The following is an 18,610-nucleotide window of genomic DNA, read 5'->3' as shown; positions in this document are numbered from 1 at the left end:
CGCCAGGCAACAGCATTGTCAAAGACGTTGCCGTCCTCTACCGTCGTCGCTGAGCGCCACCCTGTCCCCGCCCGCCATCCATTCCGCCAGTCGCCGGCTGGTCCCGCGGCCGGTCGTCAGCGGGCGCTGGGTTCGCCACTGCTGGCGGCTTTTTGCCACGTGCACATTCCGGCGCGTGCCCTCTGCGAGGAGTCTCGAATGGCCTCGGTGAACACCCTCAGCCCGCCCACCGACCTCGACTTCAGCAAGCTGTCTCCCGAGATCCGGCGCGAGCTGCGCAAGCTGTGCCGGCTGGACAACCACCACGGAATACTCGGCGTCCTCTTCGACTACGCGGTCGTGGCGTTCGCCGTATACCTGAGCGTGGGCGTGTCGTACTGGTTCTACCCCGTGTCCCTGGTGCTCATCGGGTCCACCCAGCGTGCCCTGGTCAACCTCCTGCACGAAGCGTCGCACAAGGTGCTGGCCCGCAATCAGACCCTGAACCTGGTCCTCAGCACGGTCTTCACCGGGCACCTGGTGTTCCACATGCACAACCCCTACCGCAGCTCACACATCGGCCTCCACCACCGCTACCTCGGGGACCGAGACAAGGACCCCGACTACAGCTTCCACGTGGAGTGCGGCATCTACGATCCGGGCGGCTCCAACCGGGCCTTCTTTCTGCGCAACATTCTTCTCGCGGCTCTGGGTCTGCGAACCTTCGAGTACGTCCGCTACGTGGTGGAGGACCGACTGCTGTTCCGTGAGGACCAGATTGCCGTCTCCATGCCGATCAGCCTGCGGGCGGAGCGCTGGCTGCTGCTCGGAGTATGGACGGTGCTGCTGACCCCGATCGTGTCCGGCGGCTACCTGCTCGAATTCGTCCTGTTCTGGATTGTGCCGCTGTTCACCACCGCGGTTGCCATCGGTTGGCTGTCCGAACTCGCCGAGCACTTCCCGTTGCCGGAGAGCGAGAACAGGCAGATCCTGATGACCCGCAACCGGCACGGCTGGGCCATCGAACGATTCCTGCTGGGGCGCCACAACGACAACTACCACCTGGTTCACCACCTCAACACCGGCGTGCCCTTCTGGAATATGAAGAAGGCCCACCGGATCCTGCTTGGCGATCCGGCGTACGCGTTGTGGGACGGGATGTGGGCTGGCATCATGACCCGCTCGCCGGGCCGCCGGGACAAGGAGACCCTGATCAGTTACGCGGGGAAATACCGCGAGTGGCGTCGCACCGGCGGCGAGCCCGGCGACCCGGGTCAGCGCAGTTTCGCCGAGATCGCCGCGTTGGCCAGGCAGTCGTGGACGCCGCCAGCGGAGCCGGTGCCAGCGCCGGCACCACCGGTGGCGCCGCCGGAGCCTGCGGAGTCGCCCGTACCGGCCAGAGCCCGGCGATGACGGCTGGCATGATCCACCTCAACACCGCCGGCGCGGGCCTGCCGGCCCCCGGCGTCACGGCCGCGATGACCGGCTACCTCGACGCGGAGGCCACAGCCGGGCCGTACGAAGCCGAGCAGGCCCGCGCCGTCGACCTCACCAGCAGGGTGTACGCCGTGCTCGCGGACCTCGTCGGTGCGCGAGCAGAGCACATCGCCCTGTTCGCCAGTGCCACCGACGCGTGGTGCCGGATCGCGTGCCATCTCACCCTGCCCCAGGGAAGCCGGATCTGGACGACCCCGTACGAGTACGCGGGCAACCTCATCGCCCTGCAGCGGCTTGCCGCTCGCCGCAGGTGCGCCCTTGAGGTGATCCCGGTGGACGGCGCCGGCGACCTCGACCTGGAGTGGATGCGCGCCCACCTCGACGATCGGGTGGCGCTGGTGTCCGTGGTCCACATGCCGTCGGCGGTCGGGCTGATCCAGCCGGTCGAGCAGATCGGCGCGCTGCTGGCCGGCTCCGCGGCCGTGTACGTGGTGGACGCGTGCCAGACGGTGGGCCAGATCCGCGTCGACGTCGACGCGATCGGCTGCCACGCGCTCACCGCGGCGGGCCGCAAGTTTCTGCGCGGCCCGCGCGGCACCGGCTTCGCCTACCTGCGCCCCGACCTGTGGGAACGGATCGACCCCGTGTTCTACGACCTGCACGTCGCGCAGGCGCTCTCGCTGCACGAGCACCGGCTCGACGTGGCCACGGCGGCCCAATTCGAGACCGCCGAGCGTGGCAACGCCGCGGTACTCGGCCTGCTCGCCGCCGCCGAGTACGCCCGCACCACGTCGCCGGCGCCGTCGGCCGAGGTGTACGCGGCACTGACCGCCACCATTCGGCAAACGCCCGGTGCCCGCCCATTGATGCCCGGCAGCCGACACGGCGGCATCGCGTCCTTCACGCACGACCGGCTGCCGCCGGAACGGATCCGTGACGCCCTTGCCGAGGACGGGCTCAACACCTGGGTCGGCGTCGGCGCACACACCCCGCTCTACCTGGCCACGGCCGGGATCGAACGGTTCGTGCGCACGTCGGTGCACCACTACAACAGCCTCGCCGACATCGAGGCGCTCGGCCGTTCGCTGCGCCGTGTCTGCGCCGCCTGACCGGTACGGGACCGGGCCGCTCCCGACGCGCGTGCCACCGAGGGGCGAGCGGTCGCGGGTCCCGGTTCAGCCGGCCCCGACTCAGCCGGCCCCGACTCAGCCGGCCCCGACTCAGCCGGCCCCGACTCGGCCGGCCCCGACTCAGCCGGTGGCGGCCCGGCCGGCCGCCGGTTCGGCTGGCCCCGGTTCAGCCGGTTGCGGCTCGGCCGGCGAGGGCAGGGCCGTCACCGTACGGCTTGGCGAGGGTCTCCGCGAGGTTGCGCCACAGCTCGGCGGCGAGCTCGACGTTGTGGGCCTCCTCGGCCTGGCGGGCGACGTCCTGCAGGGCCCGGATGCCGCCGTCGGCGTCGCCGCCCAGAATGGACAGACGCGCGTGCAGGGCGGCGAGCTTGAGCCGGTCGCGGAACGACAGCAGCGAACGCTGGGCGGCGGCCGCCTCGCACAGAACGCGTGCGTCGTCGAGGCGCCCCTCGGCGAACGCCAGGTGAGCCTGCAGGCTCTGCAACTCCTGGTGGTGGCGCTCGGTGCCGATCAGGTTCAGGACCGGGCCGACGGCGTCGAGCGCGGTGCGGGCCTGCGTCGGCCGCGCCGGAGTGATCTGTAGGTACAGCGAGGCGGCGGCCAGGTGCAGCCGGATCCACAGTTGCAGGTCGTCGCGGCTGGTCGCGCCGGACAGCGCGTCCTCCAGATAGGCGATGGCGCCGGCGTGGTCACCCTGCCGCGTGCGGACCGTCGCGGCCGACCAGAGCGCCTCGACGTGCAGGGTCCCCCCGGCGGGCTTGGTGAGGCGGCACAACTCGTCGGCGTGGGTACGGGCCTCGTCGAGTTGGCCCGCCTCGGCCAGCGCGGAGACGAGGGCCTGCAGGGTCGCCGCGCGGTCGGTGAGCGACAGCTCGTCGGCGATGCTGTGCGCCTGCTGCGCGTACTCCCGGGCGCCGGTGGTGTCACCGAGGGTGCGCAGGCACCGCGACAGTTGGGTCTGCGCGCGGGCCAGCAGCGGCGCGACGCCGAGTTGCGTGCTCAGCTTGACCAGCTCCTCCAACAGGTGGCGCTGCTCGTCGCGCTCGCCGGCGTCACCGCGGATCTCCGCGAGCAGCCAGAGCGCCTGCCAACGCTCGGCAGGGTCTCGCTGGCCGTCGGTGCGCAGCGCCTCGGCCAGTGGCTCGGCGACACGGTCGTCACCGCTCGCGGAGATCATCGCGGCCAGGATCTGGGTGAACGGAGAAGCTTGCACGGCGTCTACCGGGTCGGCATTCGGGTCTTCCAGGACCGAGGGCGGCACGCCGAGGCGCTGCGCGAGGTACGCCACCACCCGGGGGGTCGGCCGCCGGGCCCCGGACTCGAGGCGGGAGAGGTAGCCGGTGGAGATTCCACCCTTTGCCAGTGCCGCCTGGGAAAGGCCGCGCTTCTCGCGCAGTGCACGGAGCCGGGGCCCGAACTCGGACTGCTGCAGCATCTCCAAACCCCCAAGGCCAAGGTCACCGACAACCGACATCAAGCGCCGCGGGTCTGACCGCCGGTAATGATTCGGCGTTGCCATCGACGGTATGTGACTGAAAAGGAGTATAGCCACGCCGACAGGCGCTGTGACAGCGTGGCGGCACAGGCGTTGCCTCGGCGGGTTGCCGACACATTGCCGCGCCGGCAACCCTGCGTATCTGGGTCAGAACCGGGTGTGGTGTATGGCGTACACCTCCGACTCGGGCATCGCCGCCAGGTCGCGAACGTCGGCGCGCTTGATCGCGGTGTAGAGGTCCCGGCGGGGCGAGCCCAGCACCGACATCAACAGCTCGTCGCGTTCCAACGCGGCCACCGCCTCGGCCAGGCTGCCGGGCAGGACGGTGACCCCGCGGCAACGCAGTTCCGCGTCGGACAGGGTGTTCGGGTCGACGGTCAGCGGCGGGCCCGGATCGAGCCGCCGCCGTACCCCGTCCAAGCCGGCATGGATCACGGCGCCCAGGGCCAGGTACGGGTTGGCGGTGCCGTCGCACGGCTTGATCTCGACGTTGGTGGTGCCGGACTCGTCGCCGCCCAGCACCGACGGGACCCGTACCGCGGCCTCGCGGTTGTCGAAGCCGTAACACCCGTAGGCGCCGGCCCACTTGCCCCGCACCAGCCGCGCGTAGCTGTTGACGCTGGGGCACAGCAGGGCACTGAGCGCTGGCAGGTGCGTCAGCACCCCGGCGATGAAGTGGTGCGCGACGTCCGACAGCCCCGCGCCGGGCGCGGCGAACGCGTTGCCGTCACGCCAGAGGGACACGTGCAGGTGGTTGCCGTTGCCGCGCAGCCCCGGCAGCGGCACCGGGGCGAACGTGGCGCGCAGCCCGTGCTGCCGGGCCAGACCCCGGGTGAGTATCCGCTGCCACACGTGGTTGTCGGCGGCCCGCAGCGCCGGGGCGGGCCGGACCGTGACCTCGTGCTGGCCCGGCGAGGTCTCCGGGTGGTACTGCTCCACCGCCACGCCGACCGAGCGCAGGGCGCGGATCAGCGCGATCACGTAGCCGTTGGTGATGTCGAACGCCTCGTTGTCGAGCGTGAGTCCGTCGTCGAACGGCACCCCGTCGCGCAGCAGGGTGAACTCCGGTTCGAACGCGGCCACGACGGCGTACCCCTCCTGGTCGGCCGCGGCCACGGCGTCGCGGAGGAACGCCCGCGGACACGCTCCCCACGGGGTGCCGTCCCTGGTGAGCAGGTCACCGAGCATGGCTGCGGAACCCGGCGCGTGCGGCAGCAGCGCCAGGGTGTCCGGGTCGGCGGAGATGCGAACCTCGTCCATGACCGCGAACCCCGGCACCGGCTGGGCCTGGTCCAGCAGGCTCGCCGCCTGGCGACCCACCGACAGCGGCACCCCGGACCGTAGCCGGCCGGGCAGCATGTCCCGGGCAACGCCCTTGCCGCGAAGGATTCCGTTGTGGTCCACCCACAGGAAGCGGACGATCTCCACGTCGTGCCGCTCGACCAGCGCCAGGACGTCCGCCGCGGTCCGGCGCGGCGAACGGCCCACGGGACCGACATCGACGGCGGGAGAACGGGGCAGGTCGGTGGAGGTGATCGTCACGGCCCGCTCCTCACCGGCGCGGGCAGGCAGTCGCCCAGCAGCGCCAGCGGTGGCTCGGCCACCAGGTAGAAGTGGTCGCCACGGGTGCCGTACGCGCGGACCGTCCCGGTGGTCAGCGTCGACCACGGGCGGCAGTCGGCGTCGTCGTCGGCGTCGCCCACGATCGTCGTCACCGGACACCGCAGCATCGGCCCCGCGCCCGGCTCGTACGCGTGGAACATCCGGCCGTCGGCGCGCACGTACGGCAGGACCAACTCCTGGAACTCGGGGTCGGCGGCCAACTCCGGGTCGGTGCCGCCGAGCGTCAGCAGGCGCTGCACGACCGCCGCGTCGTTCAGGTCGTCCGGGTCCGACAACTGCTCCGGCCCTGGGTACGGCGCGTCGCGCGATCCCGACGCGAACAGGTGGAACGGCTCGATCCCGCGGTCCTGCAGCGCGACAGCGGTCTCCAGGGCGATGGCCGCGCCCATGCTGTGACCGAACAGGATCAGCGGGCGGTCCGCCAGCGGCACCAGCGCGTCGGTGATCTGCGTGGCGAGCCGGCGAAGGTCGGTGGGCGGCGGTTCGGCGATCCGGTGCGCGCGGCCGGGATAGCAGACCGCGTGCACCTCGACGCCGGGCAGACGCCCGCCCCACGAATGGAACATGGCGGCGGAGCCGCCCGCGTGGGGGAAGCACACCAGACGCGCGTTCGGGTCGGTGAGCGGGACCGGGCATTGCAACCAGGTGGTGGTTTCGCGCATCGTCATCACTCTGCCTCCTGCATCAGGCCGGTACGGCGGGCACGCAGCGCGCGGGCCCGCTGGGCACGGGCGGAGCGGGCCGCGCCGTTGGCCGCGTCGGCGTCGGCCGCGTCGCCGCCGTCGCGCAGCAACGCCACCTGCGCGGCCACCGTGGTGTGCTGGAACAGGGCGACCACCGACAGTCGACGCCCGGTACGCCGCTCCAGCGTGTCTCGTAGCCGGAACATCGCCAGCGAGTGACCGCCCAGGTCGAAGAAGTTGACGTCGGCGGGGACGTCGTCGCGCTGCAGCACATCGGTCCACGCCGCACTCACCTGCACGGCCAGATCGGCCGGGTCCGCTGTGGCCGGTCCGGCCGGCGTCGCCGCCTCGGCGGTCGCGGGGCCGGCGTCGGCGAGGCCGCGCAGTGCGGCCCGATCGGTCTTGCCGTTGGCGGTGCGCGGGAAGTGGTCCAGGACCACGATCCGGCTCGGCACCATGACCGCCGGAACCCGGTCGGCCAACTGCCGTCGCAGGGACTCCGGAGCAGCTCCGGCGGGGGAGAGGACGAAGCCGACCAGCTCGGTGTCACCGGCGGCGGGGACGGCCACGGCCTCGCGGACGCCGGGCAGCGCGCACAGCTGTGCCTCGACGGCCGAGAGCTCGACCCGATGTCCGCGTACCTTGACCTGATGGTCCCGGCGACCGAGGAACTCCAGGGTGCCGTCGCAGGTCCACCGGCACAGGTCACCGGTGCGGTACATCCGCCCGCCGGGATCGGCCGCGAACGGATCGTCGCGGAACGCCCGGGCCGTGGCCTCGGGGCGCCCGTGGTAGCCGCGGGCCACACCGGCGCCGGCCACGTACAGCTCGCCCGACTGGCCGACCGGGACCGGGCACAGTTGCTCGTCCAGGACGTACACCCGGGCGCCGGGGATGGGACGGCCGATGGTCACCGGGGCTGGTGCGGTGAAGCGCTGGTAGGTCGCCCACACGGTCGCCTCCGTCGGGCCGTACTCGTTCACCAGCTCGCAGCGACCGGAGGACTGGACGAAGTGCCGCTCCACCAGCTCCTGCGGCAGGGCCTCACCGGCCACGATCGCGGTCCGCAGCGACTCCAGGCGGCCCGCGCCCAGGCGCGCGGCGGCATCGAGCAGGTAGCTGTACAGCGACGGGATGCACAGCAGATGGGTGGCCCTGTGGTCGTCGACGAGGCCGACCAACTGCTCCGGGTCGCGTACCTGCGCGCCGGTGGCCACGATCAGGCAGCCACCCGCGGTCAGCGTGCCCCACAGGCCGGCCACCGAGGAGTCGAAGCTGAGCGGGGAGACCAGCAGGAACGTGGGTTCGCCCGGGTAGACCATGCGCCGGGCCAGCGTCGAGGCGGCCAACTGCCCGTGCTCGACCACCACGCCCTTGGGCTCCCCGGTGCTGCCGGAGGTGTAGATGAGGTACGCCGGGTCGGTGAGCAGCACCGGGACGTCGACCGGTGCCCCGTCGTCGCCGGCGGCGGTGTCGCCCGCCGTGACCGGCACCACGGGCAGGCCCGTGCCCGCCAGACGGTCGCCTGTGCCGTCACTGACCAGGGCCGCGCTGACCTGGGCATCGGCGAGGATCTCGGCCAACCGCTGGTCGGGCTGGCCGGGGTCCAGAGGCACGTACGCCGCGCCGCAGCGCAGCACGGCGAGGATGGCGGCGACGGTGGCCGTGCTGGCCTCGGCGAGGACCGCCACCCGGTCGCCGCGGCCCACCCCGGCGTTCGTCAGCGCGGCGGCGATCCGGGAGCTGCGTGTGGCGAGTTCGGCGTAGCTCATCTCGTCGGTGCCGCAGCGCACCGCCGGCCGCGACGGCGTGCGCGCGGCCACCGCGGTCACCAGGTCCGGCACCGGCGGCAGCGGGCCGTCCGGCAGGGGACCGCCGAGGTACGGCAGTTCGGCCGGCGTACCCAGCGGTGGGGTTATCGACAGGGTGGTCATGGACGAGCTCCTTCTTCCCTGGTGACAAGGGTGCGGACGGAGGTGCGGTAGCGGCGGACGGCGGTCGCCCCGGCGTCGATCAGCCAACCGCGACAGGTGCGCGGACGCCGTCGACCAGGGCTCGGCACATCGACGTGTGATCGCCGAGCGTCGGGCGGGTCATGAGGTCGCGGATCGGCACCCGGATGCCGAGTTCGGTACGTAGCCGGCGAGCCAGGTGGGTGATGCCCAGCGAGTCGCCGCCCAGCGCGAAGAAGTCGGCGTCATCGGGCAACTGGTCCCGACCGAGCAGATCGCTCCACAGCCGGCCGAGCAGCGCCGGCACGTCCTGCTCGCAAGCCCCAGCCGGGTGGTCGGCGCCGGGCGTCGCGCCGATGCCGCTGTCGCGCCCGGTCGCGAGTGCGGTCGCATCCGGCGCCGGGGCGGTGACGGGCAGCGGGACGGCAGCCGACGGGTGGTGCGCGGCGGGTGCGGGTCTGGCCTCGGCGGCCAGGTGGCGTGGCCCGTGGAAGGCGTAGCCGGGCAGGTGGACGCGGCGCCCGGTGGGGCACGTCGCCTCGATCGCCACCGGCTGACCGATCGTCCACAAACGCCCGAGGGCAGTGGGCACCGCCTCGTCGTCGGCACCGGGCCGACCGCCGCACAGCGGCACGGCGGTGAGGCCGCCGCTCTCCACCAGAGTGGACAGCGCGTGGCCTGGCCCGACCTCGACCACCACCGCATCGGCGAACCGGTCGGCCAGCCGCCGCAGTGCTGGTCCGAACCGCACCGTGTGGCGCGCCTGTGCGGTGAACCGGGCCGCGCCGACGGGGGCTCCCGGGAGGAGCAGTTCGCCGCTGTTCGCGGCCCACGGCAGCGTGGGCGGTCGCAGTCGCATCCCGGCCAGTGCCTCCCGCAGTGGGGCGTCCACGGCGTCGACGAGCGCGGTGTGGAATGCGCGTCGGGTGCGCAGCCGCCGCGCACGCACCCGGCCGTTCAGCCAGGCCGCAAAGGCGTCGACGACGTCCGGCGGGCCGGCCACCACGGTGTGCTCGGGAGAGTTGACGGCAGCGGTCTCCAGCGCAAGGCCGGATGCGCGTACCAGGTCAGCGGTTTCCTGTTCGCCGCAGGTCAGGGCGAGCATGGCACCGGGTGGGCACTGCTGCATGGCCGCCCCGCGGACGGTCACCAGCCGGGCGGCGTCGGCCAGGTCGAGCACACCGGCCACGCACGCGGCGGTGATCTCGCCGAGGCTGTGCCCGGTGACGGCCGCCGGGCGCAGGCCGAGCTCACGCAGCGCCATCGCGGCGGCGTACTCCACCGCGAACAGGGCGGGCTGGGCCAGGGCGGTCTCGGCCAGGTCGTCGGCGGGGAACCCGGGGTCGAGCAGCGCGCGGCCGACCAGCTCAGCGGTGGTGGGGTCGTACTCGTCGAGCACGGTCGCCAGCGCGGCGCTGAAGCCGGGCAGGTCAGCGGCCAGTGGCCGGGCCATGCCGGGGTACTGGGTGCCCTGCCCGGGAAAGGCGAACACGAGTGGCGCCGGGCCGGTCGCGGGCACGCGGCCGTGCACGGCGGTGTGACGGGACGCCAGCCGCTCGGCGAGTTCGTCGGTGTCGGTTCCGACGACGGCGAGTCGCTCGGCCAGGTGTGCCCTGCCGGCAGCCAGGGTCCGCACGACGTCCTGCGGCAGGACGTCGTGGGTGCGCAGGTGCGCGGCGAGCCGGGTGGCGGCGCGGTCGAGCGCGGCACCGTCGGCGGCGGACAGCACGACCAGGTGGCGGCCCGGGCGGGCGCTGCGAGGGGCGGTGCTCTCGACCGAGGGCTGCTCCACGACCACGTGGGCGTTGGTGCCACCGACGCCGAACGAGCTGACCCCGGCGCGCCGAGGTTCCGTGCCGGGCCATGGCCGAGCCTGATCCGGTACGTACAGCGGCGACCCGTCGTGGTCGAGGAGCGGGTTGAGCGTGGTGTGCCCGGCGACCGGAGGGATCACCCCTTCCCGGACCACCAGGATCGCCTTGATCAGGCCGGCCACACCCGCGGCGTTGTCGAGGTGGCCGGTGTTCGCCTTCAGCGCACCCACCGCGACCTGCCCGGGGCGGGCGCCACTCGCGCGCAGGGCCGCGGACGCGGCGGTCCACTCGATGGGGTCGCCGATGCGGGTGCCGGTGCCGTGGCTCTCCAGGTATCCGATGGACTCGCCGTCGACGTCGGCGGCCCGCAGGGCAGCGCGGATGACGGCCTGCTGGCCCTCGACGGACGGCGCGTAGTAGCCGGCCTTCGCGGATCCGTCGTTGTTGATGGCGGTACCCAGGATGACCCCGTGCGGGGCGGGGCCGTCGTCGAGGGCGTCGGCGAGGCGCCGCAGCACCACGCAGGCGACGCCGGACCCGGCGACGATGCCGTCGGCGCTCGCGTCGAACGGGCGGCAGTGGCCGGTGGGGGAGTGGATACCACCGGGCACGTGCAGGTGCCCCGCCTGTGGGAAGGCCATCCCGGCGGCGACCACGAGCGCCTGGTCGCAGTCGCCGTTAAGCAGCGCCTGCACGGCGAGGTGTACCGCCACCAGCGACGACGAGCAGGCGGTCTGCACCGCCAGCGCGGGGCCGTTCAGGTTCAGCCGGTAGGACAGGAGGCTGGCCAGGAAGTCGGGCTCGGTGCCGTGCAGCGCGTCCTCCAGCGTCAGCGGCGTGAGCTGGCCGCCGGCCACCATCCGCCGCAGGTAGTCGCTGCTGCTGGCGCTGGCGAACACGCCGGTGGTGAACCCGGTGTCGAGCGGGTTGGCACCGGCGTCCTCAAGGGCCGACCAGGCGCACTCCAGCATCAGCCGGTGCTGCGGGTCGAGCATCTCGGCCTCGCGCGGGCTCATCCGAAACAGCACGTGGTCGAACCGGTCGGCGTCGGCGAGGTGGCCGTGGACCGCCACGTAGTCCGGGTCGTCGAGCAGGTCCGGGGGCACCCCTTCGGCGGCGAGTTCCTGCCGCTGGTAACGCCGGGTGAGCACCCGGCCGGCAGTGAGAGCGTCCCACCACTGGGTCAGCTCCGGTGCGCCGGGAAACCTGCCGGCCATGCCGGATACGGCGATGTCGAGGGAATGGTCGCGTGCCATGCACCCACCTTTGATCAGTCACCAGGAGCACCGTCCGGCGTGGATCGATGCGGTCTACCTGCCCGGGCTTGCCAGTAGGTTGCCAGACTAGGCAATGTCATGGCAACGTTCGTGTCGAACATGGCGGCGCACGTCGCCTGGTCACCCCGAGAGGTACCGACGAGGGGAAACAGCGTGCACGCAGACCCGCGATGGTCGGTCGGCCCGCCCAACACCGCTCCGGCGGAAGGGCTCCACCAGACCGTGGCCCGGCAGGCGCGGCATCGACCCGACGCCGCCGCCGTCGTCGAGGGCCCTTGCACCATCACGTACGCGCAGCTCGACGCCGCCGCGGATGCCTGGGCGGCCGGCCTGGTCGACGCCGGGGTGCGGCCCGGTGACCGGGTGCCGATCCTGCTGCCGCGCAGCGCCAACCTGGTCGTCGCGCTACTGGCCGTACTCAAGACCGGAGCCGCCTACTGCCTGCTGCCGCCGGACTGGCCCGCGCCGCGACTCGACGCCGTGCTCACCGACCTGCGACCCCCACTGGTGGTCACCGGCACCGAGCCGGCCGGGGACCTCGCGGTGCCGGCCTGGCCGATCTCGGCCGCCCCGGTAGATGCGGGCCCCGGCTTCCGGTCGGTGGCCGTCGCCGCCACCGACCCGTGCTGCGTCTTCTTCACCTCCGGCACGACTGGTCGGCCGAAGGGGGTGGTCAGCCCGCACGGGGCCACCGCCCGCCTGTTGCGGCCCGGCGGCTTCGCCCGCTTCGACCACCGGACGGTGATCCCGCTCGCCGCCGCCACCCCCTGGGACGCGTTCTCCCTCGAACTGTGGTCCGCCCTGCTCAACGGCGGCACCTCGGTGATCGTGTCCGATCCCTACCTGTCGGCGTCGGCCCTGCGCCACGGGGTGGCCCGGCATGGTGCGAACACCGCGTGGTGCACCGCGAGCCTGTTCAACCTGATCATGGACGAGGCACCCGACGCGTTCGAGGGCCTGGGCCAGGTGATGATCGGCGGGGAGCGGCTGTCCGTGCCGCACGTACGCCGATTCCTGGCGCTGCATCCCGACACCGTCCTGCTCAACGGGTACGGCCCGGTCGAGTGCACGGTCTTCGCCACCACCCACCGCATCCGCGCCGACGACTGCGAGCGGCCCGGCGGCATCCCGCTCGGCCGACCCGTGCCCGGCACCGAGGTGTACGTGTTGGACGGTCAGCGCCCCTGCGCCGTCGGCGAGACCGGCGAGATCTGCCTGGCCGGCGATGGACTGGCGATCGAGTACCTCGGCGACCCCGCCCTCACCGCCGTCAAGTTCACCCGGATCCGCGTCGGCGATCGGGACGTCCGCGTCTACCGCACCGGCGACCTCGGCACCTGGGACGAAGACGGTCTGCTGCACCTGACCGGTCGCGCCGACCGTCAGCTCAAGATCCGTGGCAACCGGGTGGAGCCGGCCGAGGTCGAACGCCAGATCGAGGAACTGCTCGTCGACGTACGGCACTGCCGAGTGGTGGCCCGCGCCACCGGCCGTGGCGACCGGGAGCTGGTCGCGTTCTGCGTGCCCGTCCGCGACGGTGACCCGCTGCCCGAGGCGACGTCTCGGATCCGCGACGCGCTCGTCGCCTACCACCGCCCGGCCGCGGTGGTCAGCGTCGCCGCGTTTCCGCTCACCGCCCAGGGCAAGCTGGACGAGCGGGCGCTGCTGGCGCTGCTGAAACCCCCCGCTGTCACCTCCGACCCGGCCGCTGGCCGCGACCCGGCCACCCTCGACGACCCGGTGCTGCGCGACGTCGCGGAGTGCGTCGCCGCCGTCCTCGGTGTCGGCACGATCCGGCTGGACACGCCGTTCCCCGACATGGGTCTGACCTCGCTCGACGCCGGCCGGGTGTGTGCCCGACTCTCGGCGCGCACCGGCATTCCGGTGCCGGTGTCCTGGCTGTACGAGTACCCGACCGTCACCGGCCTCGCTCGCCGGCTGTCCGACGCGGCGGACGTCCCGGACTCAGGGCGGGAGACCGCCGTGCCGGTCCCCGACGACGACGCCGCCCCGTTGACCGCCGTCCAGGTCATGCAACTGACCCGGGAAGTGCTGAACCCGGCCGACCGTACCGGGCACTGCCTGCTCAGTTGGGTCGTCGAGGGCGAACTCGACCGGTCGGCCCTGTCCGCCGCGATCGCTGCCGTACACCTGCGGCACGAGTCGCTGCGCGCGGCATACCTGCTCGACCCGGAACCGGCGGCGTATCCCGACGACGTGCCGGCGCCCACGCTGACCGTGCTGCCGCCGCGGGCCGACGTCGACGCGGCCCTGGCCGCCGCCCGCGAGGCGCTCGCCGCGCCGTTGGCGCCACACGACGCCCAGGTGTGGCAGACCGTCCTCGTGCCTGTCGACATGCCGGAGCCGGCACCGCCCACGGCCGTGTTCGGATGCGCGGTGCACCACGTCGCCTTCGACGGGTGGTCCGAGGCCGTCCTTGCCAACGATCTCGGCACCGCCTACCGGATCGCCCTGGCCGATGTCGACCCCGACCGGCTCGCGGTCGCGCTCGGACCCGGCCCGGCCCTGGCCGACCTGGCCCACGCCGAACTGGCCCGCTGCCGGCTGGCCGAGCCCGAACGCCGCCTCGTCGAGGTACGCGCTGCCCTGGCCGGTGTGCCGCCGTTGCGGTGGTCGTCCGATCCGTCAACCCTCGACGGCGACGACACGGGATCCGACGACCGCGTCGCATCCGCCGAGCGCCCCGCAGCCGACGGCGTGACAGCGTTCGAGGCCGCGACCAGCACGACGGCACCGTCCGCGATCGTGCCGCTCGGGTGGCGCCGGCAACCCGAGCGGGTCGAGGCGACGCTGGCCGCGGACGCCCTCGCGGCCGTTGACGCCACCGCTGCCGCTGCCAACGTCACCCGCTTCGTCGTGCTGCTCGCCCTCTGGGCGGCCAGCGTCGCCGACGTCACCGGCCAGCGGGACGTCGCCTTCGGGGTGCCGGTGGCCCGCCGCGACGACCCCGCCCTGGAACGCGCGATCGGCTGCCACATCACCATGCTCTGCCTGCCACTGCGCGGTGCCGCGTGCGCCGGCGACACCGCTGCCGTCCGGATCGTGGGCCGTACCGTCCAGCAGATGCTCGCGGCCCAGAGCCTGGCCGGGTTCCAGCTGCTCGGCGAGGCCGGGCGGCCACCGGCGTACCAGACGCTGTTCGCCTACCAGAACAATGCCGTCCCCGAGCTGCGGATTCCGGACGCCCGCGTCACCTTCGTCCGACAGCCGTATCTCGACCTGCCCCTCCAGTTGCACGCCGAGCTGTGGCCCGACGGCGACGGCCTGCGGCTGGAGGTCACCTACAACCCCACGGCGGTCACCGAGAAAACCGCGGCCGACCTCGCCAAGCACTTTTCCGAGTACGTGTACAGCCAGGCGACGGGAGTCCGGCCATGACCATCAGCACCGTTCCGGCCACCACCACCGAGCCAGCGGAGACCGACGCGCCCGGCCGGGCCGTGGCCGGCACGCCGTCGCTGTCCCGGCTCACCGACTCGGACCTGTACGCCACCGGCGATCCGCACCCACTGTGGGCGTGGATGCGCGCGCAAGCGCCGGTGCACTGGCAGCCCGCGACCGAGCTGCCAGGGTTCTGGTCACTGACCAGGCATGCGGACATCCGCGCCGTCTACCAGGACAGCGCCACGTTCAGCTCGGCGCAGGGCGTGCTGCTGCGGCCAGCCGCGGCCGGCCCCGATCCGGGCGGCAACCTCACGCTCGCGCTCACCGACGCCCCCCGTCACAAGCAGCTGCGGGCGCTGATGGCCGGTTGGTTCAACACCCGCGCGGTGCGGGCGTTGGAGGGCTACGTGCGCGCCAGTGTCCGAGGCGTCCTGGACCGCGCGGCGGAGCAGGACACCTGCGACTTCGCCACCGACGTGGCGGGACGGCTGTCCCTGACGGTGATCGCGCACATCCTCGGGGTGCCCGAAGCCGACCACGACAAGCTGTACCGATGGACCGACGAGGCTTTCGCGGCCCACAGCTCGCTCGTCTCCCACCCCGACATCGTCGACTACTTCATGGACCTGCTGTACCGCCGGATGGAGGAACCGACCGAAGACCTGGTGAGCGCGCTGCTGCACGGCACCGTGGGCGGTGACCTGCTCACCGAGATCGAGGTCGTGCTCAACTGCGAGAACCTCATCGGCGCCACCGAGAACGGCCGGCTGGCCCTCATCGGCGGGGCGCAGGCGTTACTCGAACACCCGCAGCAGTGGCACCGCCTCGCCTCTGACCGGACGCTGTTGCCCAGCGCGATCGAGGAGATCATGCGGTGGACGTCGAGCGCCACCCACAGCGTGCGGACCGCCACGCGCCCGTACGAGCTGCGCGGGCAGCGCATCGCCGCCGGCGACAAGGTCGTGCTCTGGCTTCCCTCCGCCAACCGTGACGAGGACGTGTTCACCGACCCGTACGAGTTCGACATCACGCGTACGCCCAATCGGCACATCGCCCTCGCCGTCGGTGAGCACTTCTGCATCGGTGCCACGCTGGCCCGGGCCCAGATGCGGGTGCTCTTCTCCGAGTTGCTCGACGGGGCGTACGCGATCGAGTTGGACGGCCCGGTCCGCCGGGTCAGCTCGATCGCGGTCAACGGCACGGAGAGCCTGCCGGTCCGGCTGCGGGCGCGCTAACCGGCGGGTACGCCCGCACCATCACCGAACCCCTCGGGAGGACACCTGTGCCAACACCACGTATCACGCACCTGGCCGAGCCCGCCGGCGTGCAGCCAAGCTCCGGTTACACCCATGTCGTGCTCGGGCGGGGCCGGCTCGCCGCGATCGCCGGGCAGATGGCGTTCGACGCCGATGGGGAGCTGGTCGGCCCGGGCGACCCCGAGGCGCAGGCGCGGCAGGTCTTCACCAACATGGGTCGCTGCCTGGCAGCAGCCGGCGGCGGCTTCGACGACGTCGTCAAGCTCACCTGTTTCGTCACCGACGTCGCGTTCGTGCCGGCGGTGCTGGCGGTACGCGACGAGTTCATCGACACCTCCCGGCCGCCGGCCAGCACCGTGGTGCAGGTGGTCGCGCTCTACCGCCCGGACCTGCTGCTCGAAGTGGACGCTCTGGCACTGTTGGAGGAGGCGTGATGACCGGGACCGTGACCGCCGCAGCCCCACCACCGTTCGACCCCGAGCTGGCCGGTCCGCTGGCGGAGATCCTGTCCCAGCTGCCGATGCCGCTCACCGCCGACCTGATCGCCGACCGACGGCAACGCTCCCGGACCGGCCGTTTGACCGACGCGCAGATCCGCCGCGATGGGGCGTTCGAGATCGAGGAACGGAAGGTCCCCGGCCCGGCCGGCGCCCCTGACATCAGCCTGCTGATCTGCCGGCCGGTGGGCGTCACGACGCCGGTCCCGGTGGTTTACCACACCCACGGCGGCGGCATGGTGGCCGGCAGCCACCGCAGCACCGAGCTGATCGGCGAGCTCGACCGAGCTCAGGCGCTCTCCCTCGCGGTGGTGTCGGTCGAATACCGGCTCGCGCCCGAGCACCCCGATCCGGCACCCGTGGAGGACTGTCACGCGGGTCTGCTGTGGCTCGCCGATCATGCCGGCTCCCTCGGCCTCGATCCTGACCGGATCGTGTTGAGCGGCAACAGTGCCGGTGGTGCCCTGGCCGCCGGCCTGGCCCTGCTCGCGCGGGACCGCAGTGGCCTCCGGCCCAAGGGACAACTGCTGCAGTTCCCGATGCTGGACGACCGGTGCGCCTCGGACTCCTGCCGTCAGCTCAGCCGGGTCGGCCTGTGGGACGGGCTGTCCAATGAGGCGGGCTGGACCGCGCTGCTGGGCGAGCGCCGAGGCACGCCGTCGGTGTCCTGTTATGCCGCTCCGGCGCGGGCGACGGACCTGTCCGGTCTGCCGCCGGCCTTCATCGAGGTGGGCTCGGTCGAGGCGCTGCGCGACGAGGGCATCGAGTACGCGAGCCGGATCTGGCGTGCCGGCGGGCAGGCCGAGCTGCACGTCTGGTCGGGTGCGTTCCACAGTTTCGACGAGTGGGTGCCTACCGCCACGGTCTCGCGAAACGCCCAGCAGGCCCGCATCGGCTGGCTGAGGCGGGTGCTCGGCTGACCGAGGCCGGTCAGCAGCCGCCGGGGAGCCGGGTCACCGCCGTGTGGCGGCCCCGGCTCGACGCGTGGGAGACAACCAACTTGGCACATGCGAGACAACACGGCTGGGCTACCGTGGCTGCGCCCTGGTCGACGAACGCGTGCTCGCGTGCCCGTGCCGTGCCGGCCTATCCCGATCTGCGGCGTATTTCCGCACCTAAAGCGCGGTTGCCTAAACGGATATTCACTCATGCCATCTTCTGGCAACTTATTGCCAAGCACTGGTGCCCCAGATAGGTTGGTCGTACCAGGGAGGACAACCCGACGCGGTACGACCGCCGGCTTTGCCCTCACCCGCATCCCTCACATCTGGAGTTGACTGTGCGTAGGTTCCTCATGATCGCCGTTGCCGTCCTCGTCTCCGTGCTGTGCACGACAAGCGCCGCCTCGGCCACCGACATCGACTGGCCGGTGGCCCCGCCCTCCAGCGCGCGATGACGTCTCGGCTCGCCGGTCCCGCGGGGAGCCAGCCGTCGCGGGCGGGTGGGTACGGTCCGCACCGATGGCGGGCAGGACCGGATATCGGCGGGCACGAGGGGGCCAGCCTGGTCCTCCCGCAGGACGCGGCACGGGCACTGGTGGCCGCCGCGGCGCTGGTCAACACGAGCGGAGGAGACGGTGCCCAGCCCGATGATGCCGCGCTCAGACGCATTGTGCAGATCCTGGCCTGGGACGAGGGGTCGACCTGTGGCAGGAACGATCTGCAGACGCTCCGCAGTCTCCACCCTCGACTCCGTGAACTCTGGCAGGCAACCGGAGATGCCGCGGCACAGGTGGTCAATCAACTGCTCCACGAGTTCAACGCGCTTCCGCAACTGGTGAAACGCGGCACCTGGGGTTACCGCTGGGAGGTCGCTCCAGCGGATGCGCCACTCGCGACCCGCTTCGCCATCAGAACATCGATCGCCGTTGCCGACCTGCTTCGTCAGGGAGAGCTTCGCCGGCTACGGGCGTGCGCCCACCCCGAATGCCACAACGTGATGGTGGACCTCTCCAAGAACAGATCCAAGAGGTACTGCGACGGTCGTTGCGGAAATCGTGCCGCCGTCGCCGCGTACCGCGCCCGTATGTCGACCAGCGGCTGACAGCGCCGGGACCGGACCG

12 protein-coding genes are annotated in these 18,610 nt (G+C 72.4%); 7 read left to right on the top strand and 5 right to left on the bottom strand.

The features are described 5' to 3' along the window. Nucleotides 1-198: 198 nt before the first annotated feature. Together ABZ808_RS08100 and ABZ808_RS08095 are read left to right on the top strand one after the other, a co-directional pair. The gene (locus ABZ808_RS08100; RefSeq protein ID WP_357002473.1) at nucleotides 199-1,392 is read left to right on the top strand and encodes a fatty acid desaturase family protein; all 1,194 of its coding nucleotides are present in this window, start codon (nucleotides 199-201) and stop codon (nucleotides 1,390-1,392) included. Next, entirely contained in the window at nucleotides 1,389-2,525 is a 1,137-nt protein-coding gene (locus ABZ808_RS08095; RefSeq protein WP_357002470.1) for an aminotransferase class V-fold PLP-dependent enzyme, read from the top strand. The genes ABZ808_RS08100 and ABZ808_RS08095 overlap by 4 nt, the downstream gene beginning before the upstream one ends. A gap of 187 nt (nucleotides 2,526-2,712) precedes the next feature. On the opposite strand, the gene ABZ808_RS08090 is transcribed toward ABZ808_RS08095, so the two are convergent. The 5 genes from ABZ808_RS08090 to ABZ808_RS08070 form a co-directional block, all read right to left on the bottom strand. Next, a complete protein-coding gene (locus tag ABZ808_RS08090; RefSeq protein ID WP_357002468.1) occupies nucleotides 2,713-3,981 on the bottom strand; it encodes a helix-turn-helix domain-containing protein in 1,269 nt (422 codons plus the stop codon). Nucleotides 3,982-4,188: 207 nt separating this feature from the next. Then, the gene (locus ABZ808_RS08085) at nucleotides 4,189-5,583 is read right to left on the bottom strand and encodes a glutamine synthetase family protein (protein ID WP_357002466.1); all 1,395 of its coding nucleotides are present in this window, start codon (nucleotides 5,581-5,583) and stop codon (nucleotides 4,189-4,191) included. Next, entirely contained in the window at nucleotides 5,580-6,332 is a 753-nt protein-coding gene (locus ABZ808_RS08080; RefSeq protein WP_357002464.1) for an alpha/beta fold hydrolase, read from the bottom strand. The genes ABZ808_RS08085 and ABZ808_RS08080 overlap by 4 nt, the downstream gene beginning before the upstream one ends. Continuing rightward, complete coding sequence (locus ABZ808_RS08075) at nucleotides 6,332-8,281, bottom strand: non-ribosomal peptide synthetase (protein WP_357002462.1); 1,950 nt, start codon at nucleotides 8,279-8,281, stop codon at nucleotides 6,332-6,334. Before ABZ808_RS08075 ends, ABZ808_RS08080 begins: the two co-directional genes overlap by 1 nt. 79 nt (nucleotides 8,282-8,360) lie before the next feature. Beyond that, entirely contained in the window at nucleotides 8,361-11,369 is a 3,009-nt protein-coding gene (locus ABZ808_RS08070; RefSeq protein WP_357002460.1) for a beta-ketoacyl synthase N-terminal-like domain-containing protein, read from the bottom strand. Nucleotides 11,370-11,543: 174 nt separating this feature from the next. Between ABZ808_RS08070 and ABZ808_RS08065 the strand changes: the two genes are divergently transcribed. The 5 genes from ABZ808_RS08065 (at nucleotide 11,544) to ABZ808_RS08045 (ending at nucleotide 18,591) form a co-directional block, all read left to right on the top strand. Continuing rightward, nucleotides 11,544-14,789 carry an AMP-binding protein gene (locus ABZ808_RS08065; protein ID WP_357002458.1) on the top strand — a complete coding sequence of 1,082 codons (3,246 nt, stop codon included), beginning with the start codon at nucleotides 11,544-11,546 and terminating at the stop codon, nucleotides 14,787-14,789. Then, nucleotides 14,786-16,030, top strand: a complete 1,245-nt coding sequence (locus tag ABZ808_RS08060) for a cytochrome P450 (RefSeq protein WP_357002456.1) — start codon at nucleotides 14,786-14,788, stop codon at nucleotides 16,028-16,030. The genes ABZ808_RS08065 and ABZ808_RS08060 overlap by 4 nt, the downstream gene beginning before the upstream one ends. 47 nt (nucleotides 16,031-16,077) lie before the next feature. Continuing rightward, nucleotides 16,078-16,485: a RidA family protein gene (locus ABZ808_RS08055; RefSeq protein ID WP_357002453.1), complete on the top strand. Its 408-nt coding sequence runs from the start codon at nucleotides 16,078-16,080 to the stop codon at nucleotides 16,483-16,485. Then, complete coding sequence (locus ABZ808_RS08050) at nucleotides 16,485-17,468, top strand: alpha/beta hydrolase (protein ID WP_357002451.1); 984 nt, start codon at nucleotides 16,485-16,487, stop codon at nucleotides 17,466-17,468. The genes ABZ808_RS08055 and ABZ808_RS08050 overlap by 1 nt, the downstream gene beginning before the upstream one ends. 616 nt (nucleotides 17,469-18,084) lie before the next feature. Next, nucleotides 18,085-18,591: a CGNR zinc finger domain-containing protein gene (locus ABZ808_RS08045; protein ID WP_357002449.1), complete on the top strand. Its 507-nt coding sequence runs from the start codon at nucleotides 18,085-18,087 to the stop codon at nucleotides 18,589-18,591. Nucleotides 18,592-18,610 lie beyond the last annotated feature (19 nt).

The sequence above is a fragment of the Micromonospora sp. NPDC047527 genome, assembly GCF_040643015.1.
Classification (GTDB): Bacteria; Actinomycetota; Actinomycetes; order Mycobacteriales; family Micromonosporaceae; genus Micromonospora.
The sequence above is the reverse complement of the archived record's forward strand: the minus strand, read 5'-3'. Positions and strand labels throughout refer to the sequence as shown.

What these genes read in the sequence shown, in the direction of transcription:
- ABZ808_RS08100 (WP_357002473.1), top strand. Translation starts at nt 199, where the DNA reads ATGGCCTCGGTGAACACCCTCAGCCCGCCCACCGACCTCGACTTCAGC.
- ABZ808_RS08095 (WP_357002470.1), top strand. Translation starts at nt 1,389, where the DNA reads ATGACGGCTGGCATGATCCACCTCAACACCGCCGGCGCGGGCCTGCCG.
- ABZ808_RS08090 (WP_357002468.1), bottom strand. Translation starts at nt 3,981, where the DNA reads ATGCTGCAGCAGTCCGAGTTCGGGCCCCGGCTCCGTGCACTGCGCGAG.
- ABZ808_RS08080 (WP_357002464.1), bottom strand. Translation starts at nt 6,332, where the DNA reads ATGACGATGCGCGAAACCACCACCTGGTTGCAATGCCCGGTCCCGCTC.
- ABZ808_RS08075 (WP_357002462.1), bottom strand. Translation starts at nt 8,281, where the DNA reads ATGACCACCCTGTCGATAACCCCACCGCTGGGTACGCCGGCCGAACTG.
- ABZ808_RS08070 (WP_357002460.1), bottom strand. Translation starts at nt 11,369, where the DNA reads ATGGCACGCGACCATTCCCTCGACATCGCCGTATCCGGCATGGCCGGC.
- ABZ808_RS08060 (WP_357002456.1), top strand. Translation starts at nt 14,786, where the DNA reads ATGACCATCAGCACCGTTCCGGCCACCACCACCGAGCCAGCGGAGACC.
- ABZ808_RS08050 (WP_357002451.1), top strand. Translation starts at nt 16,485, where the DNA reads ATGACCGGGACCGTGACCGCCGCAGCCCCACCACCGTTCGACCCCGAG.